The 21,301-nt window shown below is 63.3% G+C and carries 24 protein-coding genes and 1 pseudogene; 18 read left to right on the forward strand and 7 right to left on the reverse strand.

The window, feature by feature from the left end; translation table 11 throughout:
* Position 1 precedes the first annotated feature (1 nt).
* The 4 genes from ACVIIW_RS25110 to ACVIIW_RS25125 form a co-directional block, all read right to left on the reverse strand.
* Positions 2-1,078, reverse strand: a complete 1,077-nt coding sequence (locus ACVIIW_RS25110) for an ATP-binding protein (RefSeq protein WP_456703190.1) — start codon at positions 1,076-1,078, stop codon at positions 2-4.
* Positions 1,075-2,505: a DUF5691 domain-containing protein gene (locus ACVIIW_RS25115; RefSeq protein ID WP_456703191.1), complete on the reverse strand. Its 1,431-nt coding sequence runs from the start codon at positions 2,503-2,505 to the stop codon at positions 1,075-1,077. Before ACVIIW_RS25115 ends, ACVIIW_RS25110 begins: the two co-directional genes overlap by 4 nt.
* The gene (locus ACVIIW_RS25120) at positions 2,498-3,886 is read right to left on the reverse strand and encodes an SWIM zinc finger family protein (protein WP_456703192.1); all 1,389 of its coding nucleotides are present in this window, start codon (positions 3,884-3,886) and stop codon (positions 2,498-2,500) included. The genes ACVIIW_RS25115 and ACVIIW_RS25120 overlap by 8 nt, the downstream gene beginning before the upstream one ends.
* Before the next feature lie 97 nt (positions 3,887-3,983).
* Complete coding sequence (locus ACVIIW_RS25125; protein WP_456703193.1) at positions 3,984-4,121, reverse strand: hypothetical protein; 138 nt, start codon at positions 4,119-4,121, stop codon at positions 3,984-3,986.
* A 357-nt stretch (positions 4,122-4,478) separates the two neighbouring features.
* On the opposite strand from ACVIIW_RS25125, the gene ACVIIW_RS25130 reads away from it, so the two are divergent.
* The 10 genes from ACVIIW_RS25130 (at position 4,479) to ACVIIW_RS25175 (ending at position 12,498) form a co-directional block, all read left to right on the forward strand.
* Entirely contained in the window at positions 4,479-5,105 is a 627-nt protein-coding gene (locus ACVIIW_RS25130; RefSeq protein ID WP_456703194.1) for a PadR family transcriptional regulator, read from the forward strand.
* Positions 5,106-5,398: 293 nt separating this feature from the next.
* Positions 5,399-5,737: a hypothetical protein gene (locus ACVIIW_RS25135; RefSeq protein ID WP_456703195.1), complete on the forward strand. Its 339-nt coding sequence runs from the start codon at positions 5,399-5,401 to the stop codon at positions 5,735-5,737.
* Between the two features lie 84 nt (positions 5,738-5,821).
* Entirely contained in the window at positions 5,822-6,079 is a 258-nt protein-coding gene (locus tag ACVIIW_RS25140) for a hypothetical protein (protein ID WP_456703196.1), read from the forward strand.
* Between the two features lie 36 nt (positions 6,080-6,115).
* Positions 6,116-6,376 (forward strand): DUF4398 domain-containing protein, encoded by a 261-nt coding sequence (locus ACVIIW_RS25145; protein ID WP_456703197.1) that lies wholly within the window; start codon positions 6,116-6,118, stop codon positions 6,374-6,376.
* A gap of 384 nt (positions 6,377-6,760) precedes the next feature.
* Positions 6,761-8,422 (forward strand): acetolactate synthase large subunit, encoded by a 1,662-nt coding sequence (locus ACVIIW_RS25150; protein ID WP_456703198.1) that lies wholly within the window; start codon positions 6,761-6,763, stop codon positions 8,420-8,422.
* A 71-nt stretch (positions 8,423-8,493) separates the two neighbouring features.
* A complete protein-coding gene (locus ACVIIW_RS25155; protein WP_456703199.1) occupies positions 8,494-10,320 on the forward strand; it encodes a chloride channel protein in 1,827 nt (608 codons plus the stop codon).
* Positions 10,321-10,344: 24 nt separating this feature from the next.
* Positions 10,345-10,692 carry a Lin0512 family protein gene (locus tag ACVIIW_RS25160; protein WP_456703200.1) on the forward strand — a complete coding sequence of 116 codons (348 nt, stop codon included), beginning with the start codon at positions 10,345-10,347 and terminating at the stop codon, positions 10,690-10,692.
* Between the two features lie 4 nt (positions 10,693-10,696).
* Positions 10,697-11,389, forward strand: a complete 693-nt coding sequence (locus ACVIIW_RS25165; RefSeq protein WP_456703201.1) for a GNAT family N-acetyltransferase — start codon at positions 10,697-10,699, stop codon at positions 11,387-11,389.
* Positions 11,390-11,568: 179 nt separating this feature from the next.
* On the forward strand, positions 11,569-11,712 hold the full coding sequence (locus tag ACVIIW_RS25170) for a hypothetical protein (RefSeq protein WP_456703202.1): 144 nt from the start codon (positions 11,569-11,571) through the stop codon (positions 11,710-11,712).
* A gap of 81 nt (positions 11,713-11,793) precedes the next feature.
* Positions 11,794-12,498 (forward strand): glutathione S-transferase family protein, encoded by a 705-nt coding sequence (locus ACVIIW_RS25175; protein ID WP_456703203.1) that lies wholly within the window; start codon positions 11,794-11,796, stop codon positions 12,496-12,498.
* Between the two features lie 8 nt (positions 12,499-12,506).
* Here ACVIIW_RS25175 and ACVIIW_RS25180 read toward each other — a convergent pair whose 3' ends face one another.
* On the reverse strand, positions 12,507-12,878 hold the full coding sequence (locus ACVIIW_RS25180; protein ID WP_456703204.1) for a tRNA-binding protein: 372 nt from the start codon (positions 12,876-12,878) through the stop codon (positions 12,507-12,509).
* A 107-nt stretch (positions 12,879-12,985) separates the two neighbouring features.
* On the opposite strand from ACVIIW_RS25180, the gene ACVIIW_RS25185 reads away from it, so the two are divergent.
* A complete protein-coding gene (locus ACVIIW_RS25185; RefSeq protein WP_456703205.1) occupies positions 12,986-13,351 on the forward strand; it encodes an ArsC family reductase in 366 nt (121 codons plus the stop codon).
* 7 nt (positions 13,352-13,358) lie between these two features.
* Here the strand turns inward: ACVIIW_RS25185 and ACVIIW_RS25190 are convergent, their stop codons facing one another.
* Positions 13,359-14,009: a PAS domain-containing protein gene (locus ACVIIW_RS25190; protein ID WP_456703206.1), complete on the reverse strand. Its 651-nt coding sequence runs from the start codon at positions 14,007-14,009 to the stop codon at positions 13,359-13,361.
* A gap of 337 nt (positions 14,010-14,346) precedes the next feature.
* Here ACVIIW_RS25190 and ACVIIW_RS25195 point away from each other — a divergent pair, with 337 nt between their 5' ends.
* The 7 genes and pseudogenes from ACVIIW_RS25195 (at position 14,347) to ACVIIW_RS25225 (ending at position 20,840) form a co-directional block, all read left to right on the forward strand.
* Entirely contained in the window at positions 14,347-15,102 is a 756-nt protein-coding gene (locus ACVIIW_RS25195; protein WP_456703207.1) for an ABC transporter ATP-binding protein, read from the forward strand.
* Complete coding sequence (locus ACVIIW_RS25200) at positions 15,095-15,841, forward strand: ABC transporter ATP-binding protein (RefSeq protein ID WP_456703208.1); 747 nt, start codon at positions 15,095-15,097, stop codon at positions 15,839-15,841. The genes ACVIIW_RS25195 and ACVIIW_RS25200 overlap by 8 nt, the downstream gene beginning before the upstream one ends.
* A 55-nt stretch (positions 15,842-15,896) precedes the next feature.
* Positions 15,897-17,117, forward strand: a complete 1,221-nt coding sequence (locus tag ACVIIW_RS25205) for an ABC transporter substrate-binding protein (RefSeq protein ID WP_456703209.1) — start codon at positions 15,897-15,899, stop codon at positions 17,115-17,117.
* 72 nt (positions 17,118-17,189) lie between these two features.
* Positions 17,190-18,053 carry a branched-chain amino acid ABC transporter permease gene (locus tag ACVIIW_RS25210; protein ID WP_456703210.1) on the forward strand — a complete coding sequence of 288 codons (864 nt, stop codon included), beginning with the start codon at positions 17,190-17,192 and terminating at the stop codon, positions 18,051-18,053.
* A 1-nt stretch (position 18,054) separates the two neighbouring features.
* A pseudogene (locus ACVIIW_RS25215) lies at positions 18,055-19,024 on the forward strand (branched-chain amino acid ABC transporter permease).
* Between the two features lie 154 nt (positions 19,025-19,178).
* Positions 19,179-19,823 (forward strand): DUF47 domain-containing protein, encoded by a 645-nt coding sequence (locus ACVIIW_RS25220; RefSeq protein WP_092234701.1) that lies wholly within the window; start codon positions 19,179-19,181, stop codon positions 19,821-19,823.
* Positions 19,824-19,835: 12 nt separating this feature from the next.
* Positions 19,836-20,840 carry an anion permease gene (locus tag ACVIIW_RS25225; RefSeq protein ID WP_456703211.1) on the forward strand — a complete coding sequence of 335 codons (1,005 nt, stop codon included), beginning with the start codon at positions 19,836-19,838 and terminating at the stop codon, positions 20,838-20,840.
* Here ACVIIW_RS25225 and sugE read toward each other — a convergent pair.
* Complete coding sequence (gene sugE, locus ACVIIW_RS25230; protein ID WP_456703212.1) at positions 20,833-21,147, reverse strand: quaternary ammonium compound efflux SMR transporter SugE; 315 nt, start codon at positions 21,145-21,147, stop codon at positions 20,833-20,835. The two genes, ACVIIW_RS25225 and sugE, sit on opposite strands and share 8 nt — an antisense overlap.
* Positions 21,148-21,301: the final 154 nt, after the last annotated feature.

Genomic DNA, 21,301 nt, shown 5'->3' on the forward strand with positions numbered 1-21,301 from the left:
GTCAGATCAGGTCGGTCAGCGAAGCGTAATAGCCTTCGAAGCCGCGCTTCTTCTTCAGCACGGTCTCGAGATATTCGCCGAGCACGGCCGTATCCTGCACCGGATCCTTGACGACCGCGCCGATCATGTTGCTGGCGAGTGTCTCAGCCGTCAGCTTGCCATCGTTGAAGAAGGTCGCCTGGCTGATGCCGCCGACCATCACGGCAATCGCTTCGGCGGTCGAGAGGCCGCCGGAGGGCGATTTCAGCGCGACCTTGCCGTCCTCGGTCGAGCCCGAACGCAGCTCGCGGAAGATCGCGACCACCCGCGCCACTTCCTCAGCGACGTTCTTCGGGGCCGGTAGATCGAGGTTCTGCGCCATCTCGCCGACGCGCTTGACGACGATCGACACTTCTTCTTGGGCGCTGTCGGGCAGCGGCAACACGACCACGTTGAAGCGGCGCTTGAGCGCCGAGGACAGTTCGTTCACGCCTTTGTCACGATTGTTGGCGGTCGCGATGATGTTGAAGCCACGTTGCGCATAAACCGCGGTGTTGAGCTCCGGGATCGGCATCATCTTTTCGGACAGCACGGTGATCAGCGTGTCCTGCACGTCGCTGCCCATGCGCGTCAGCTCCTCGAACCGGCAGAGCTTGCCGCCTTCCATCGCGCGCATCAGCGGGGTCGGCACCAGCGCTTCGCGGCTCGGCCCGTGGGCGAGCAGCTGAGCGTAGTTCCAGCCGTAGCGGATCTGGTTCTCGTCGGTTCCGGCGGTGCACTGGATCACGAGCGTGGAGTCACCGGTGATGCCGGCGGCGAGGTGTTCGGAGACCCAGGATTTGGCGGTGCCGGGCACGCCGAGCAGCAGCAGCGCGCGGTCGGTTGCAAGCGTCGCAACGGCGGTCTCGATCAGCCGCTTGTCGCCGACATATTTCGGCGTGATCGCGGTGCCGTCGGCCGCCGTACCGCCCATCAGATAGGTTACGACCTGCCGCGGCGACAGCGCCCAGCCGGGTGGGCGATGGCCTTCGCCCGCCGCGAGCGCCTTCAGCTCGGACGCAAAACTGTCCTCAGCGGGCAACCGCAGTTTCTCGCTCATGGCTTTTCTCCTTGATCGTCCAACGCGGCGTTGAGCCGCAGCATGTCGAGGCGTGGATCGGCTTGCAGTAGGCCTGCGCCGGTCAGTTGCTCCAGCGATCGTCGCGCGCCATCGCGCGAGGCGATAAGGCCCAGCGCATGAAGTTCCGCAACATGATCGGAAGGCTTGGCATCATCGCGCCGAAGCTCGGTCAGCAGCTTGGCACCTGATGGCGCCGACAGCAGATCGTCGAGCCGTGCGGCAACGCCGGCGACCGCCTGCGCCATCTCGAAGCGGAAGCCGTGCGTGTGCAAACCTGCCGCCGCGAACCTGGCCCGTTCAGCGGGCGCCAGCCGCGGCGCCAGCGCCGCGATGAGGCCGCTCGCATCGTGCTCGCTGACGACGCCGGCAGCCTGCGCGAGCTGCGCGTCGGTGCCGGTCTCCACGATCATCTTGATCAACCCAGCGTCGGCCGCCGGGTCCACGTTCCAATCCCAGGCAGCGATCAAATCCTGCGGGGCGAGGCCGAGCGCGTCCGAGAACGACGTCAGATCGGCACCCTCGAGCATGACTTTCCGTCGCTGCCACTGTGCCGGCGTCTTGGGAGCTTCAAAGTCGATCACGCGGGAGCGACGCAGCAGCCCCTTCGTCTTCACCGAGAAGAAACCGGCGAGCTCCGCAATGTCTTCGGCCAGGGCGGGACCGTGGCCGAGACGGGCGAGCATGGATGTTGCCATGGCCTTGACCTTCGGCGCGCGATCGTTCGTCACAAGGTTTTCGAGAAGGGCAACATCGTCACCCGACAATCGCTCCGACAGAAGGCTCAACAGGCGCAGCCGCGCATCGGCGTTCTCGCTGCCGAGCCTGGCTTCGAGCAGCGCACGCGCCGCGGAGGGGTCGCCTCGCCTGAGTTCGATCAACGCGGCCTTGCGCGCGGCCGGCCAGAAGTCGTCCCAATTGTCCGCCGTGAGCTGGTCGCCGGTCTGTCGCGGCGTCGTCTCGCCGGCCGCGGCGAGTGCGGCCCAGTCGCGCCATGCTGCATAGACGTCCGGCGCATCCTCATCGCTCGCATCAGGCATCCAGTCGGCAGGATGTGTCGTCCAGCCACGCGCGGCGAGGAAGTGGATGACATCGGCTTTGGACGCTGCGTCCTTGCTCGCCGCAAGGATACGGCGCACCAGCGGCCGCAATGTCTCAGGCACGGTCGGCCGCGCGAGCGCAGGGATGTCGGGCAGCACCCGCAGTGCAGAGGGTGGTTCGCCTGTCACGATTGTGCCGAGGAATTGGCCGGACAGAGCGAGCAGTCGCAACTCGGCCTCGACAGGATCGTCGCCAAGGTCGACGCGCCAGATTGATGCTGCGGAAGCTGCGGTCGAGCCCATGGTCCAGCGTGTCACGATCGTGCCCATGGTCTCGAAGATCGCCTCCGCGCTGGCTGTTTCAGTCATGGCTGCCGATCCTTCCCCAAGAGGACTGTGCAGCGAGGATCGTGAGCCGGTTGCCCGACCAGATTGCGGCGGTGCGCGTCAGTTCGGTGCCGGAGAGCAAGCCCTCCGCCTTGCCTGCGACGGGCAGCGCGGCCGCGCCGTCGGCCGCGCGCCACCAGGCGCCCCCGGCATCGTCACGTGCGATCCGTCCCTCCGGCAGCAGCAGGGGAATCTCGATCGTCCACGGCTCGGCCAGCAGCGGCTGCGTCAATGCATTGGAGAGCGTTTGATTCGGCGCAGGCCATTCGGGCGTCAGCGTAGCCTGCGCGGCGTCGCGCCGGACGAGCAGGGCGCGCAGCGGCCGTTGCGACGGGTAGAAGACGAGCTCGCCCTGGAAGCGCTCGCCGGGCGTGAAGACCGAACCACGTCGTCCGGCACTCGCAGGAAAAAAGTCGAGCAGCATGGCGAAGCGCGGGCCCGATGCGGCGAGATTGAGCAGCCATGTGGTTTGCGAGACCAGGCCGTCGCGCCGTGTCTGCACCTGTTCGGCCAGCACTTCCCATTGCGCATCGATCCGCGGTGCGCTCGGATCGGCCAGCACCATCTCGCGCGTCTCCGATGTTGCCACACTGCGCCGGATCGCGGCATCGCGCGGCGCGCCGCGGAAGGCGCGCGCAAGCAGCACCAGCTTGCCGAACTCGACGACGGCGCCGCGCGGCCGGTCACCCGCGTCGAGCGCGAGCAGGCGGGCCGGCAATTCGTCGATCCGGCTGGCGAGTGCCGTGGCCTTGCCGTCGACCAGGCGCGCGGCGATACGCCGGCATCGCGCGGTGGCATCGTCGATGAAGCCGGACAGGCCCAGGCGGAGCTGATCGCCGATCCACTGCTCGAGCGCATCCAGCGCATCCAAGATCGCGCGCTCGGTCTCTTCGTTTCGTTTGGCTGCCTGTGCCTCACGCCGCGCGACATCCTTCGGATCTTCAGTGGCCTCTTGCTCGATGACGCGTGCGGCGCGCAGATCCTTCTCGCCGGACGGAGCGGCGGCGCCTGCCGGCTTTGCAGCCGATGGGCCGCGCCGACGCCCGAGCCAGTCGCTGACCCAGGCGGGCGTATCGGCGGGCGCAAACGGCACGATGGATTCTGCGTTCAGCCACAACAGGCTGAGCACATGCTTGCAGGGGAATTTTCGTGACGGGCAGGTGCATTTGTTGCCGAGGTCGCGGAGATCAGCCATCACCCGGTAGGGATTGGCGCCGGAGCCCGCGCATTCGCCCCAGATCAGCGCGCCATCCGGACTGCCGCCGACGCCGGACCATTTGGCGGGCTTGGCAAGGCCGGCAGCCGCCTTGAGCGAGGATTGATCGGTAGCGAGTTGCTCGATCGCCTTCAGATCAATCGCCACGCCGCTTCCCAATTCGAATCCAGGACAGGCAGTATATCGGGGAGGGATGAAATCTCAATGTCGCCGCGCGCAGCTGATCGGTTGCACGCGGAGATCGTCATGCGGGCCGGGTCTCCAGCGACACAAGCCCGAGCTCGTTGCGCGCCTTTCTCGTCAGCTTTGCCATGATAAACGCGTGGGGGTGAGCGAGATAGGCCGTGAGCTCGGCATCCTCCAGCACGCTGTTGCTTGACAAGCTGCACCCATTTGGCCCGTGCGAGATAAGGCGCGGGCCGCGCCAGGCGGTGTTCGATCAACATGGCTTAGGCCATGTTCGAGACCTTGAACATGTAGCCGCCGGACCTTGCGGCAAAGCCACCGCAAATCGCGAACATCTTGCCGCTGACCTTGAGCACGGAGGTGCCTTCCCCTTGCACAACCTTGGTTGCGGCGGGGAGGAGCAGGCAGCGTGCTTCCGAAGGTCCTGGATGTCATGCGGTTTCGATCGCGGAATTGCACCCCGCGCGGCTCCGCTCGCGATCACGGACCCGTGATTTGCCCCAAAGCTATCTCCAGTTATATCGTAAGATATGTTTTGAGCAAGGAACCAAATATGTTCACCAAACACAGAGACCACAGGGATTTCCACTTTGGCCACTTCGCCCATTTCGCCATGGGCCGTCACGGCGGACGGCATCGCTTCGGCCGCGGCGGGCATGGCTTTTTCGGCCGGGGCGGCGACGACTTTCCGGGAGCACGGCGTCTCGCCTCACAGGACCTCCAGCTCGTGATCCTGGCGCTGCTCGCCGAAAAGCCCGCGCATGGCTACGAGCTGATCAAGATCATCGAGGAGCGATCCGAGGGATTCTATACGCCGAGCCCCGGCGTGATTTATCCGGCGCTGACCTATCTCGAAGAGGTCGGCAACGCGAGCGTCGCACAGGATGGCGGCCGCAAGCTCTACAGCATCACGCCGCAGGGCGAGACCTATCTCGCCGAGCAGCGCGGCACTGCTGATGCGATCCTCCAGGCGCTGTCGCGGATCGGACGTCGCATGGACGAGGTGCGCGAGGCCTTTGCCGGCGTCAGCGATCTCGATGCCGACGCCTCCGACGAGCTGCACCGCGCCCGCCACAACCTCAAGCGCGCGCTGCGGTCCAAGCATGGCAGCGATTCTGCTGAGGCGCGTCGCATCGCCGGAATCCTGGAGCGCGCGGCCGCGGACATCCTCGGCAAGTAAGGGAAGTATGACTAGACGGCTCGCCGGGCTGCGGTGGTCGCTTGCTCGCCCGTGAGGTGATCGTGTCGCTCAAGGTGCAGTGGGGGCACCATCCCTTGCGTCGCCAGATGGACAAAACACGCTAGCGGTGGGGCCATCCGCGCACCCGAAAATGTTCATCCGCAATCCCCAAAATATTTCGCATCCATACGCTTCACCGAGACGTGAGGATCACCGCATGAAATATCCTTCCACCCTGACCTTGGCTCGGTCGCATAATCGGCCCGTAAACGGGATGGCCAACGGGGGTTGCCATGCACCGGTTTGTCGCCAAGGCCAACGTCGATCATTACATCGGCCTTCTGAACGGAAGTGATCTCGCGCCTGACCATCGAACGCGCATCACCAAGCTGCTGATCGAGGAGGAGGACCAGCTCAGCCACGATCTGGAGCATCTGGAATTTGCTGAACGGACAGCCGCAAATGGTCGCGACCACGTGCGCCGCGTCAGAAGAGCTCGGGATGACTTTGCTTTCGGCTCAGCGGACCGCGAGTTGGCCGAACGGTTGCTCGTGAACTGCGAAAACCTTCAGACGGTGCTGGAGGATTTCTGTCACCGCTTGCGCGCGAAGATCAACTCGCGCGGCATCTGACCATCAATCAGCCCGCCGCGCGCACGAAAGCGCCCCGAAAATACGATGGCCCGCGATTCACATATGTGCTCGCAGGAACCAAGGATGCCGGGGAAACTCGGCAAACCGGTGGGTGTCTCATTTCCTTGGAATGCTTCCATGCCATCACCGATCGAGCCGCTTGTTTCCGCTTATGTGAGCCTGAAGGACTGGAAAGCGTTGGAGAGTATGCGAGACCTTCGACGCCGGTTGCTGATTGAAGAATTCTGGGCCCCGACCGCTCTAAAGTATGTTCAGGAGGACCTGCGGGTAATCGAAGAGGGGCTTGCGCATCTGCGTGGCTCTGCCGTGGCGCCATTCTAGCACTGCCGATAGCATGGTCCGATGCTGACCCTTCGCTTGATCGGCCTCGACGACTACAAAGTGCGCGAGGACGGCCATCAAATCGGTCGCATCCGCTTCGATGATCATTTCTGGTCGTGGACGGTCACGGTGACGCTGCCCGGTCCACCCTCAGGCTCGGCCGCGAGCCTCGAAGATGCCAAGGCGCGGTTCAAGGCGGCGTGGCAGGACTTCAAGAGCAAGCAAGCTCCGGAGGAGCTGGCGAAGGCGTTCGAGCAGATGGCGAATGCCAACCGGCCGGGACGCTTCGGGCGGTGATCTGCGCGCTCGGCTTTCGCGAAGCCCGGTCGTTGTGGCGCGGGATCAACTGTAACTCGTGCGATACGGTTGTGGATAGCAAGTCTTTCAAAGGAGCAGTCCGCTCCTTTGAGCCTCCTCGCCTCCGTCGCGACTGGCGTTGCCGGTGCGGTTGGCAAGGAAACATTTGCATCAGTTGGAATCCGCTTGGGTGAGCCTTTTTGGCTCACCTTTTGAGCCGCTTTGGCTCACCCCGCCCTCGGCCAACTCGTGCCCGACCGACCTTGCCGGTGCGGGACGATGTGGAAGCAGCTGCGACACTCTTCGTGAGTTGTGCATGCGGCCCACTCGGCTACGATGCGCGCGCTCCTTGATCACCCGGAGCCGGCAGCAAGCGGAGACGACATGAGCGAGCGGGACCGCAAAGTGAAAGGATCGGACTTGTTCGTCGCGGCGCTGGAGAACGAAGGCGTCGACCGCATCTTTGGCGTCCCCGGCGAAGAAAACCTCGATCTCGTGGAATCGCTGCGTACCTCCAGGATCGAGCTGGTCCTGACCCGCCATGAGCAAGCCGCCGCCTTCATGGCCGCCACGCACGGAAGGCTGATCGGCAAGCCCGGCGTCTGTCTCTCGACGCTGGGCCCGGGCGCGCTCAATTTGTCCACCGGGGCTGCCTATGCAAATCTCGGCGCGATGCCGATGATCCTGATCACCGGGCAGAAGCCGATCATGAGCAGCCGGCAGGCGCGCTTCCAGATCGTGGACGTGGTCGCGACCATGAAGCCGCTGACGAAGCTGTCGCGGCAGATCGTCAGCGCGAGCTCGATTCCAACGGTGGTGCGCGATGCCTTCCGCGTGGCAATGGAGGAGCGGCCGGGACCGGTGCATCTCGAATTGCCCGAGGACATCGCAGGCGACGAAGTCGACGCCGTGCCCGTGATCCCGGTCCACCCGATCGAGATTCCCGTCGCGCACCGCGCCGCGCTCGATCGGGCCGCCGAGATGATCCTGGCCGCAAAGCGACCGCTGGTGATGATGGGGGCCGCGACCAGCCGGCCGCGCTCGACCCACGGCATCGCCAGCTTCGTGCGGCGAACCGGCATTCCGTTCTTCACCACGCAGATGGGCAAGGGCACCGTGCCCGGCGGCACCAATCTTTACATGGGCACTGCGGCACTGTCCGAACGCGACTATGTGCATGACGCAATCGACGCCGCCGACCTGATCGTTGCGATCGGGCATGACCCGATCGAGAAGCCGCCCTTCATCATGGGTCCATCGGGCCCGAAGGTCATCCACGTCAGCTACACCTCGGCCAGCGTCGAGCTGGTCTATTTTCCTGATGCGGAGGTGGTCGGCGATGTCGGCCCGAGCCTGGAGCTGCTGGCTGATCGGCTCGAAGGCAAGCTGCCGCAAGCGGCGGCGCTGTTGCCCTTGCGGGAGGAGATCCTCAATCACATCGCCGACCGCGCCACCGAGACGCGCTGGCCGCCGACGCCGCAGCGGATCGTGCACGACATCCGCCAGGTCATCCCCGAGAACGGCATCGTCGCGCTGGACAACGGCATGTACAAGATCTGGTTTGCGCGCAACTACCGCACCCGCGTCGCCAACACGCTGCTGCTGGACAATGCGCTGGCAACGATGGGCGCCGGCCTGCCGTCGGCGATGATGGCGGCGATGCTCCATCCCGACCGCCGCGTGCTCGCGGTCGCCGGCGACGGCGGCTTCATGATGAACAGCCAGGAGATGGAGACCGCCGTCCGCCTCAAGCTCAATCTCATCGTGCTGGTGCTGGAGGACAACGCCTACGGCATGATCCGCTGGAAGCAGGCGGTCGATCACTTTGCCGATTACGGCATGACCTTCGGTAATCCGGAGTTTTCGCTCTACGCCAAGGCCTACGGCGCCACCGGTCACCGCATCGACAGCATCGAGAGCTTTGGTCCGACGCTTGATGCCGCTTTTAGGGCAGGCGGTGTGCACCTGGTCTCGATCCCGATCGACTATTCGGAGAACGTGCGGGTGCTGGTCGACGAGCTGCGCGCGCGGCAGGCAGGCTCATAGCAGTCATTCCTTGATATATATCGTAGTGCGATATATTGCACGGGCGAAGATTCTCCCGAAAAGAGCTATCCATGCGCCAGACCCCCGACATGACCGGCGGCCTCCCGCGTCCTCGCGGCAAGCCCGGAGATTTTACCGCCGACCGGCGCGTGCTGATCCTGATCGGCATGGCGCTGCTGGTCGGCAGTCTTGGCGCCGGGGTCGCCTGGGTGTTGCTGAAGCTGATTGCGCTGGTGACCAATCTGGTCTGGTTCGGCCATTTCAGCACCGGGAACGTCTCACTCGCGAATGCCCACCCGGGAATCTGGATGGTCCTGGCGCCGGCGCTGGGCGGTCTCGTGATCGGGCTGATGGCTCGGTTCGGATCCGAGAAGATCCGGGGTCACGGCATCCCGGAAGCAATCGAGGCGATCCTGATCGGCGGCAGCCGGATGCAGCCGAAGGTCGCGATTCTAAAGCCATTGTCGTCGGCGGTTTCGATCGGCAGCGGCGGTCCGTTCGGCGCCGAAGGACCGATCATCATGACAGGCGGCGCGATCGGCTCGATCTTCGCCCAATGCTTTCATCTCACCGCGGCCGAGCGCAAGACGCTGCTAGTCGCGGGCGCAGCCGCCGGCATGACGGCGATCTTCGGCACGCCGATCGCGGCGGTGCTGCTCGCGGTCGAACTGCTGCTGTTCGAATGGAAGCCGCGCAGCTTCCTGCCCGTGGTGACGGGGGCGGTGATCTCGGCGGCATGGCGCCCGTTGCTGTTCGGAACGGGACCGCTGTTTCCGTTCGCGCAGCATCCGGACCTGCCCTGGTGGGGCCTGGCGGCTGCGATCGGCGTCGGCATCGTCGCGGGCCTGCAATCGGGACTGATGACGCGATTACTCTACGCCGTCGAAGATCTGTTCGATCGTCTGCCGGTGCACTGGATGTGGTGGCCGATGCTCGGCGGCCTCATCGTCGGTCTCGGCGGCTTGATCGATCCCAGCGCTCTGGGCGTCGGCTACGACGTCATTGCCGATCTCCTGTCCGGCCATATGGCGCGCGACGAGGCGATCCGGCTCCTGCTGGTGAAATCAGTGATCTGGGTGGTCGCGCTGGGCTCGGGTACCTCGGGCGGCGTATTGGCGCCATTGCTCATCCTCGGCGGCACGGCCGGCTGGATGGAGGGGCTCGTGCTGCCGGGGGGCACGTCGTTCTGGGCCCTGGTCGGCATGGCCGCGATGATGGGCGGCACGATGCGCTCGCCGCTCACCGGTGTGATGTTCGCGATCGAGCTGACCGGCAATATCGACATGCTGCTGCCGCTGCTGGCGGCGACCGGCGCGGCGCATGCCGTCACCGTTCTGTTGCTCAAGCGCTCGATCCTGACCGAGAAGATCGCGCGCCGTGGTCAGCACATCACGCGCGAATACGCGATCGATCCGTTCGAGCTGCTGCGCGCCTCCGATGTCATGGCCACCGACGTCGATACGCTGCCGGTCGACATGTCGATCGACACGGCAGTCGCGTTCTTCACCTCGGATCAGCGGCGTCACAAATCCTATCCCGTCGTCGCGTCCGATGGACGGCTGACGGGCATGGTGACCCGTGCCGATGTGCTTCGCTGGCGCACCGAGGGCGATCATCAGGCTGCAACGCTCGACGACGTGGTGTCCGATACCTCGGTCGTGCTGGCGCATCCTGACGACGTGCTGGGCCGGGTCGCCGATCTCATGGTCGCTTCCGATCTCGGACGGCTGCCGGTGGTCGATCGCGCCAGTCATCGCGTGGTCGGCCTGGTCGCGCGCAAGGATTTGCTGCGAATTCGCGCGGTCGTGAACGCGCAGGAGGAGGATCGCAACGCCTATTTCCTGCGCGAAAAGGCGCTTGTGCCGGAGGCGCGGATCGCGGAAGGTCAGCCCCTCTGAACTCCAGCGCCGACAGGAATGAGCATGGCACGCGTTCGTTGTGTTACCGAGATGGGCATGGGCGTCGACGTTCACGGCAGGGACGCCACCAAAGCCGCGAAGCGGGCGGTCTCGGATGCCATCAGGCATTCGAGCCTCGGCTTCTTCCGGATGATCGGCAAGACCGCGAACGACATGTTCGTCGATGTCACGATCGGCGTACCCGATCCCGAAGCCGTCGACAGGGAGGCGGTTGCGAAGGAGCTTCCCTACGGGACCGTGACCGTGACCGCGGTCAAGGGCGGGCTGGAAATTCCCTCGGCGACGGAGGTGGCGAATGATCCCATTCTCATCGCCAATGCGGCCGTCATCGTCAGCTTCGACAAGGATTAGGCCGGTGTCCGACAGCGATGTGGCGCTGCTCGATCGTCCGATCTGGAGCGCGCTGACGACGAGCCACAAGCATCTGGCCGAAGGCGGCGCACGGGCGCTGCGCTATCCGGTGGACATGACGCCGTTTGCCGACATGGCGGACATGTCGGCGGAGAGCTTCACCGCGCTGGGCGCTCTCATGTCGCCCTCGCAGGTTGCCGCGCTGTTCACGCCGGATGCGGTCAATGTTCCCGCGGGCTTCAAGGTTGTGCTGGCCGAGACCGGCGAGCAGATGATCGGCTCACCCGCCGATAGCCCGTTGCGCGAGGCGGAGATCGTGACGCTCGGCCGGGCCGACGTTCCGGCGATGATGGCGCTGACGACACTGACAAAGCCCGGGCCGTTCGCCGCGCGGACGCACGAGCTCGGCACATTCCTTGGCATCCGAGCCGGTGGCGAATTGGTTGCGATGACCGGCGAGCGCATGAAGCCGGGAAAGTTCGTTGAGATGACCGCGGTCTGCGTCCACCCCGATTATCGCGGGCGCGGCTATGCGCAGGCGCTGCTCGCAGCTGTCGCGCGCCGGATCGAGGCCCGCGGCGAAATTCCGTTCCTGCATGTGTTTTCGAACAACACATCGGCCATCGCGCTCTATCAGCGCCAGGGCATGCGCATCCGTCGCCGCCTGCACGTGACGGCCTTGATGAAGGATACGTAAACGCCTTTGCACGGGCCCCGTCATTTCCCGCGAAAGCGCGCTAGGTCCATCCCGCATGATTGGGTTGAAATGTCTGGCCGGGATTCCGGGAAAAACAGGCAATTTATTTGAACCATTCAGGAACTGGCGATGGTCGGTCTGCGTTCCCCGTGCGAACCGAATTGAGAGAAGCTCGTGCGATGAATGATGCTAGCCAATTCGCCACTGCGATGCTTACGCTCGTCTTCGCCGGAGCGTTGCTCCTCACGGGGCAGCTCTTCATCGAGCAGCGCGCCAAGAGCGAGGTGGTCTACGCCAACAGTCATCTGCTGCGACCATTGTGATCCGGCTGGATGACTCGGCCTTGCGTCGTTCGGTGGCCCGCCTAGACTAAGCGGCATCTTGCGAACCAAGCCGGGGTGCCGATGTCCGATCTCTCGACCTTTCCGATCACCGGGCGCTGGCCTGCCAAGCATCCCGAACTGCTTCAGCTCTATTCCTTGCCGACGCCGAACGGCGTCAAGGTCTCCATCATGCTGGAGGAGATCGGGCTTCCTTACGAAGTTCATCTCGTCGACTTCGGCAAGGACGATCAGAAGACGCCGGAATTCCTCTCGCTCAATCCGAACGGCAAGATCCCGGCGATTCTCGATCCCAACGGCCCCGGAGGCAAGCCACTGCCGCTGTTCGAATCCGGAGCGATTCTGCAATACCTCGCCGAGAAGAGCGGCAGGCTTCTGCCGCAGGACGCCGCGCGACGCTACCAGACCCTCGCGTGGCTGCACTTCCAGATGGGAGGCGTCGGGCCGATGTTCGGCCAGGTCGGCTTCTTCCACAAATTCGCCGGCAAGGATTTTGAGGACAAGCGACCGCTCGAACGTTACGTCAGCGAGTCCAGGCGCCTGCTCGGTGTGATGGAAGCGCATCTTTCCGGCCGGCAATGGTTCATGGATGACGACTACACCATCGCGGACATTTCCATGCTTGGCTGGGTGCGCAATCTCATCGGCTTCTATGGTGCCGGCGACCTGGTCGCATTCAGCCAGTTCACGTCGGTCGCTGCCTGGCTCGAGCGCGGGCTGGCGCGGCCTGCCGTGCAGCGCGGATTGAACATTCCGAAGCGGCCGTGAGACGATCCCTAGAACAACCGGCCGCCGTTTGGCACCGGCTTGCTCGGCTGCATCAGCACGACCTTGCCGTCGGCATCGGGGAAGCCGAGCGTCAGTACCTCCGAGACGACAGGTCCGATCTGGCGCGGCGGGAAATTGACGACGGCCGCGACCTGCTTTCCGACCAGGGTTTCGAGCGGGTGATTCTCGGTGATCTGCGCCGAGCTCTTGCGGACGCCGATGGCCGGGCCGAAGTCGATCCACAGCCGCCACGCCGGCTTGCGCGCCTCGGGAAACGGTTTGGCATCGACGATGGTGCCGACGCGGATATCGACCGCGAGGAATGCATTGAAGTCGATGGTGGGGGAGGCGGATGCCGCGGGATCGTGAGTGACGTGCATGATGTGTCCGTCCGGAAGAGATCGAAAGCGTTGTTGGCAATATTGTCGCGCGATCAGGAGTTTCGTACAACGCAGCTGCACGTCACGACGCATGCGCGAGGATCGTTTTGCCCAACATCATCTACGGCATCAAGAACTGCGACACCATGAAGAAGGCGCGCACCTGGCTCGATACCCATGGCGTGGCCTATGAGTTCCACGACTACAAGTCTGCGGGCGTGGAGAAGGACAAGCTCAAGCAGTGGAGCGACGAGCTCGGCTGGGAGACGCTGCTCAATCGCGCCGGCACCACCTTCAAGAAGCTGCCTGATGCCGACAAGGAAGGCCTGACTGAGAAAAAGGCACTGACGCTGATGCTAGCGCAACCATCGATGATCAAGCGGCCGGTGCTCGAAATCGGCGGCAAGCTGCTGGTCGGCTTCAAGCCTGATGTCTACGACAAGGAAATCGGCGCAGCCTCGCGCAAGCGCTAGTCGGGAGCTAGTTCAGCTCGACGATCTCGGCGCTGACATCAGGGCCGCCGGACCGATCGGCAAATTCGACGATGTCGGTCGCCGCGTAGCGGCCCGGCGCTTGGTGAAACAGGTCGCGGTCGATCACCGTGCGCAGTTTCGGACGTGGTGGCGCGTCATTTCCGCGCAGCAGGTTCTTGATCTCGAAGCCGCCGTCCTCGCAGAAGGTCTTGAGGGATGCGATGATGTGGCTGACCTTGTCATCGGTCAGGAACGGGAGCAGTAGCCGTTCATAGGCGACGACGCGGCCATAGACGTCGTCGACGTCGGCAACGCTGTAGACCGGAAGACCGCGTGCGACGCATTGGTGATAGACTGGCATCACGAAGGGCGCGAGGCGCGGCCCAACATAGTCGTCCAGCAGGATGCCCTTGCCGGTATGGCCATAGGCGCGCGAGATCCGCGTGCCCTCGCTCTGGATGGTCAGGCGCGCCGTCGGCGTCGAATGGTCCACGGTGAAGTAGATCAGGTCGGACAGCTCTTCCTTGAGCCGCGCGGGTTGATACTCCCGGATCGCCGGCACAGTCTGCCGGCGCGCGTAAAGTCGCAACCACGTGTTGAGCAGGTCACGCTGCTTGATCGACTTGACGACCGAGGGAACGGCGCTGGTGAAGTCCAAAACAAGATTCCCGGCGAATGAAACCCGCACATGATCCCGCTTACGGGAAAATTTTTGATGAAGGATGGCGTGCGGGGCCAAAGAGCGTTAACGACTTGATGACCGGCGTCTTGCGAACCGGGAGGCCGGCAGGCGACACCACAAAACCTCCAACTAAGGGAGCATAAGACTCCCGGCCGGAGGCCTGACCTGCTCAGCTTTCCGCCTTGCCTAACCCCCGTCACCTCCGGCATATTCCGCGCCCGGAGGCGGCGTTTTCGGGAAGGCTCCAAGGCCCCCGGAAAGTCGAAGGAACAAGGACAGCTCCGCGCACTTGCGCGGGCGGGGGGAAATCTGTTTGGCCGATGAGTTCATTCTTGAAACGGAAGGTTTGACCAAGGAGTTCGCGGGCTTCTTCGCCGTCCGCGACGTTGCGCTCAAGGTTCGCCGCGGGAGTATCCACGCGTTGATCGGCCCGAACGGGGCCGGCAAGACGACATGCTTCAATCTTCTGACCAAATTCCTCAAACCGTCTGCCGGAAAGATCCTGTACAAGGGACAGGACATCACCGCGATGGCGCCGGCGGACGTGGCGCGCATGGGGCTGGTCCGCTCGTTCCAGATTTCGGCGGTGTTTCCGCACCTGACCGCGCTGGAAAACGTCCGCGTCGCACTCCAGCGCCAGCATGGCAGCTCGTTTGATTTCTGGCGCTCGAAATCGGTGCTCAACCGTTTCAACAATCGCGCGCTGGAATTGCTGAACGATGTCGGCCTGAGCGAGTTTGCCAATACGCCTGCGGTCGAGATGCCCTATGGGCGCAAGCGCGCGCTGGAGATCGCAACGACGCTGGCGCTCGATCCGGAGATGATGCTGCTGGACGAGCCGATGGCCGGCATGGGTCACGAGGACATCGACAAGATCGCAGCGCTGATCAAGCGCATCTCGGCGAAGTACACCATCCTGATGGTGGAGCACAATTTGAGCGTTGTCGCCAATCTCTCCGACATCATCACCGTGCTGACGCGCGGGCAGGTGCTCGCGCAAGGCAACTACGCCGATCTCACCAAGGACGAGCGCGTCAAGGAAGCCTATCTGGGAGCCGGTCATGCCTGAAACTGCGATGGCCGAGGCTCCGGCAAAGGCCGCAATCGGCGGCAACATCCTTCAGGTCCGCAACCTCGAGGCCTGGTACGGCGAGTCCCACATCCTGCACGGGATCAATTTCGACGTGAACGCTGGCGAGGTCGTCACCCTGCTGGGGCGCAACGGTGCGGGGAAGACGACCACGCTCAAGTCGATCATGGGCATCATCGGCAAGCGTGCCGGGTCGATCAAATTCAACGATCAGGAGATCATGCGCGCGACCTCGGACAAGATCGCCCGCATGGGCATCGCGTTCTGTCCGGAGGAGCGGGGAATTTTCTCCAGTCTCGACGTGCGGGAGAATCTCCTGTTGCCGCCGGTGGTGCGCCCGGGCGGATTGCCGCTCGAACAGATCTTCGACCTGTTTCCGAATCTGAAGGAGCGGCTCAGCAGCCAGGGCACCAAGCTGTCCGGCGGCGAGCAGCAGATGCTCGCGATCGCGCGCATCCTGCGCACCGGTGCCAGCTTCCTGATGCTAGACGAGCCGACCGAAGGCCTTGCGCCTGTTATCATTCAGCAGATCGGTCACACCATTGCGCGGCTCAAGAAGGAGGGCTTTACCATCCTGCTGGTCGAGCAGAATTTCCGTTTCGCATCCACCGTCGCCGATCGCTATTACGTCGTCGAGCACGGCAAGATCATTGATGGATTTTCCAACGCGGAGCTTGCCGCCAACATGGACAAGCTCCACACCTATCTCGGCGTCTAGGACGGCCCGTGACGGCCTAGAGAGACGGCGAAGAGAATTTCACAAGGGAAGTGGCATGAAAAAGTCGATTGCATCGTTGTTGCTTGGTACGGCGTTGGCCGTGACCTGCGCTGGCGTCGCCTTGGCACAAGACAAGACGGTCAAGATCGGGGCGCTGTCCGATCAGTCCGGCCTCTATGCCGACCTCGGCGGACCCGGCTCAACGCTCGCCGCCCAAATGGCGGTCGAGGATTCCGGCCTCGCCGCGAAGGGCTGGAAGATCGACATCATCTCGGGTGATCACCAGAACAAGCCCGACATCGGCACCGCGATCGCGCGGCAGTGGTTCGACGTCGACAAGGTCGACGTCATCGTCGACGTGCCGAATTCGGGCGTGGCGCTCGCCGTGAACAACGTCGTCAAGGAAAAGAACGGCGTCTACATCAATTCGGGCGCGGCGACCTCGGACCTCACCAACGCGCAATGCTCGCCCAATACCGTGCACTGGACCTACGACACCTACATGCTGGCCCACACCACCGGCCAGGCGCTGGTCAAGGCTGGCGGTGACACCTGGTTCTTCCTGACCGCGGACTATGCCTTCGGTGCGGCGCTCGAGCGCGATACCACGGCCGTCATCACCGCCAATGGCGGCAAGGTCGTCGGCGGCGTGAAGCATCCGCTGAATACGCCTGATTTCTCGTCCTTCCTGCTCCAGGCACAGGCTTCCAAGGCCAAGATCATCGGCCTTGCCAATGCTGGCGGCGACACCACCAACACAATCAAGCAGGCGGCCGAATTCGGCATCGTCAAGGGCGGCCAGAAGCTCGCGGCGCTGCTGCTGTTCCTCACCGACATCAAGGCGATCGGCCTGGAAACCGCGCAGGGCCTGAACTTCACCGAGACCTTCTACTGGGACATGAACGATCAGACCCGCGCCTTCTCGAAACGTTTTGCCGGCAAGATGAAGAACAGTGCGCCCCCGACCATGGTACAGGCCGGCGTTTATGCGGGCGTGCGCCATTATCTCAAGGCGCTCGATGCGCTCGGCGGCAATCCCCATGACGGCATCAAGGTCGTCGAGAAGATGAAATCGATGCCGACCGAGGACGATCTGTTCGGCAAGGGCGAGATCGAGCCCAACGGCCGCACCATCCACAATGCCTATCTGTTCGAGGTGAAGAAGCCCTCGGAATCCACGGGACCGTGGGACTTCTACAAGCTCGTCGGCACGGTGCCGGGCGACCAGGCCTTCACGCCGCTCTCCGAGAGCAAGTGCGCGCTGCTTAAGAAGTGAGGCCAACCGCCCGCCGGCATGTCACCGGCGGGCACTAGTTTGGAAACGCCGAAGGGACTGGGTGCTGGATCGATGCAGGCTCTCTACGCACAGCTACTGGTGGGACTGATCAACGGCTCGTTCTACGCGCTGCTCAGTCTCGGGCTCGCCGTGATCTTCGGCATGCTCAACATCATCAACTTCGCTCATGGCGCGCTCTACATGATGGGTGCGTTCGTCGCCTATTTCCTGCTGAACCTCGGCGGCGTCAGTTACTGGTGGGCGCTGCTGCTGGCGCCGATCATCGTCGGCATCTTCGGGATGATCCTGGAGCGGACCATGCTGCAATGGCTCGCAGGCCTCGATCACCTCTACGGGCTGCTTCTGACCTTCGGTCTGGCGCTGATCATTCAGGGTGTGTTCCAGAATTATTTCGGCTCTTCCGGTTTGCCGTATTCGATCCCCGATGTACTGAAGGGCGGGGTGAATTTGGGATTCATGTATCTGCCGATTTATCGCGGCTGGGTGGTCGTGTTCTCGCTCGTGGTTTGCTTTGCGACCTGGTATTTGATCGAGCGCACGCGGCTCGGTGCTTATCTCCGGGCCGCGACTGAAAACCCGACGCTGGTGCGAGCTTTCGGCATCAACGTTCCCAGGATGATCACGCTGACCTATGGGCTCGGCGTTGGCCTTGCCGCGCTCGCCGGCGTGCTGTCGGCGCCGATCAATCAGGTCCGGCCGCTGATGGGCGAAAACGTCATCATCGTCGTGTTTGCGGTCGTGGTGATTGGCGGCATGGGCTCGATCATGGGCTCGATCATCACGGGCTTCGCACTGGGTGTGATTGAAGGGCTGACCAAGTATTTCTATCCAGAGGCCTCCAATACAGTCGTGTTCGTGCTGATGGTGCTGGTGCTGCTGGTGAAGCCAACGGGATTGACGGGAAGGGCGGCCTGATATGACCGTAGCAACTGACGACACTCTGCCGGGGACCCCACGCGCATTGCGCGACGAGATGATCGTCTTCGCGGTGATGGCGGTGCTGCTTGCATCCGTGCCGTTCACAAAGATCTATCCGTTCTTTGTCATGCAGGCGCTATGCTTCGCGTTGCTGGCCTGCGCCTTCAACTTGTTGATCGGCTATGGTGGCTTGCTGTCGTTCGGCCACGCGATGTTTCTGGGTACCGCGGGTTACGTCTCGGGTCATGCGCTGAAGGTCTGGGGAGTCCCCGCCCGAGCTTGGCATTCTGGCCGGTACCGCCGCCGCCGCCGGGCTTGCCGTCATCACCGGCGTCGTCGCAATCCGGCGCCAGGGCATTTATTTCGCGATGATCACGTTGGCGCTCTCGCAGCTATTGTATTTCATCTATGTGCAGGTGCCGTTTACCCATGGCGAGGACGGCATTCAGGGTATTCCGCAGGGCCATCTGTTCGGAATATTCGACCTCAGCGATCCGACGGTGCTTTACTACACCGTGCTTGCCGGTTTTCTGTTCGGCTTCCTCTTGATCTTTCGCACCATCAACTCGCCGTTCGGTGAGGTGCTGAAGTCGATCCGCGAAAACGAGCAGCGCGCGATTTCGCTGGGTTACAAGACCGATCAGTACAAGCTGATTGCCTATATCCTGTCAGGAACTCTGGCGGGGTTTGCCGGCGCCTTGAAGGTGTTTGTCGCGCAAAATGCTTCGTTGACCGATGTTGAAGTGTCGATGTCAGGGCAAATCGTTTTGATGACGCTGGTGGGTGGTCTCGGCACCGTGTTCGGCCCGGTCTTCGGCGCCTTTGTCATCGTCGCCATGCAGCAATATCTCTCCGGCCTCGGGAGTTGGGTCACGGTGATCCAGGGCTCGGTCTTCGTGGTCTGCGTGCTCACCTTCCGCCGTGGTGTGGTCGGTGAAGTCGCACATTACTTCCGGCGGTCGCTCTAACCTATTGATGTTATGTCGATTTTGCCATCACTTTAAAGCGGTGGATGATCCTGCTCTGCAGGCGTGAGATGACACGCGCGCAGGGCAAAAATGGTCTATGACGGTTTTGTGTCGGCCCGTTCGGCCGGGCCATTCCAACCGGTAGACCAGTCCCATGATGCGATGGTTTCGCGCTTTCCTCCCGAAGGAAGAACGGTTCTTCGACCTGTTCGACCGCCACGCCCAGACCGTGATCCAGGGTGCAATCGCGCTCCAGGGCATGCTGAAAGGCGGCGAGGAGACGCCGGTCTATTGTCAGCGTGTCAGCCAGTTCGAGAACGACGCGGACAATGTGACCCGAGAGGTGCTGACGGCGGTGCGGCGCACCTTCATCACGCCGTTCGACCGCGGTGACATCAAGAACCTCATCACCTCGATGGACGATGCGATCGACCAGATGCAGCAGACCGCCAAGGCCGTGATGCTGTTCGAGGTCCGCAGCTTCGAGCCGCCGATGCGGGAGATCGGCGAGTTGCTGATCGAATGCGCCAATCTGGTGGGACGTGCGCTGCCGCTGATGCAATCGATCGGACCGAACGTCGCGATGCTGACTGCGATCACGGAAGAGCTGACCAAGCTGGAGGGCCGCGTCGACGATCTCCATGACATCGGGCTGAAGGAGCTTTTCCTCAAGCATCGCGACGGCAGGGCGATGGATTTCATCGTCGGCGTCGAGATCTACGACCACCTCGAAAAGGTGGCCGATCGCTTCGACGACGTCGCGAACGAGATCAACAGCATCGTCATCGAGCAAGTATAGGGCAGGGCCGCCGTGGATGCTGCGTTGGGTGTTCCTGTCCTGGTCGGACTGATCGCCGTCGCGTTGCTGTTCGACTTCCTGAACGGTCTGCACGACGCCGCCAATTCGATCGCGACCATCGTCTCGACTCGCGTGCTGCGGCCGCAATTCGCGGTGATCTGGGCCGCGTTCTTCAATTTCGTCGCCTTCATGGTGTTCGGCCTGCACGTTGCCCAGACCATCGGCACCGGCATCATCGATCCCGCGATTGTGGACGCCCAGGTGATCTTCGCGGCGCTCCTCGGCGCCATCGTCTGGAATCTCGTGACCTGGGCGCTGGGCATTCCGTCTTCCTCGTCGCACGCGCTGATCGGCGGCCTCGTCGGAGGTGGCATGGCGAAGGCTGGAATTCATGCCGCGGTGTGGAGCGGCTTGACCAAGGCGGTGCTGGCGATCGTGCTGTCGCCGCTGGTCGGTTTCCTGCTCGCAATGATGCTGGTCGCAATCGTGTCATGGGCCTCGGTGCGCTCGACGCCGTTCGCCGTCGACCGTGCCTTCCGCATTCTGCAATTCGCCTCCGCTTCGCTCTACTCGCTCGGCCACGGCGGCAACGACGCACAGAAGACGATGGGCATCATCGCCGTGCTGCTCTATTCGCAGGGCCATCTCGGCGGCGAATTCACCGTGCCGTTCTGGGTCGTGCTGTCCTGCCAGGCCGCAATGGCGCTGGGCACGCTGATGGGTGGCTGGCGCATCGTCCGCACCATGGGCCTGCGCATCACCAAGCTCACCCCGATGCAGGGCTTCTGCGCCGAGACCGGCGGTGCCGCGACCCTGTTCATGGCGACCTTCCTCGGGGTTCCCGTCTCGACCACGCACACCATCACGGGCGCCATCGTCGGCGTCGGCGCGGCCCGCCGCGTCTCGGCGGTGCGCTGGAACGTGGCGAGTTCGATCGTCTATGCCTGGATCATCACGATCCCGGCCTCGGCCATCGTCGCGGCACTGAGCTGGTGGGCGGTCCAGATCTTCAAGTGACGAGTTTCAGCCCGACGATGCCGGCCACGATCAGCCCGATGCTGGCAAGGCGGAGCGCCGTGGCGGGCTCGCCGAGAAGGAAGATACCGAGCGTCGCAGTGCCGACCGCGCCGATCCCGGTCCAGACCGCATAGGCGGTTCCGACGGGCAGCGACTTGAGAGCTGAACCGAGCAGGATGACGCTGCCGGCCATGGCCGCGAGCGTGACGACGGAGGGCACGAGTCTGGTAAAACCCTCGGTATATTTCAGGCCGATCGCCCAGGTGATCTCGAGAAGACCAGCGACGAAAAGGATAGTCCAGGCCATGGCGACCCTCCATTTAAGGCAGGGTCGTCCCCGCTAGGCCAATGCTGACGAGCAGGGCGGCCGTCCTCCCCCAAGGCCTGTTTGGTCAAAGGCCGATATGGGGCTGGCCGAAGCGCTCCGCAATCACCACATGAGGCTTGATTGGGCTCATTTT

The sequence above is a fragment of the Bradyrhizobium sp. USDA 4449 genome, from assembly GCF_054056275.1.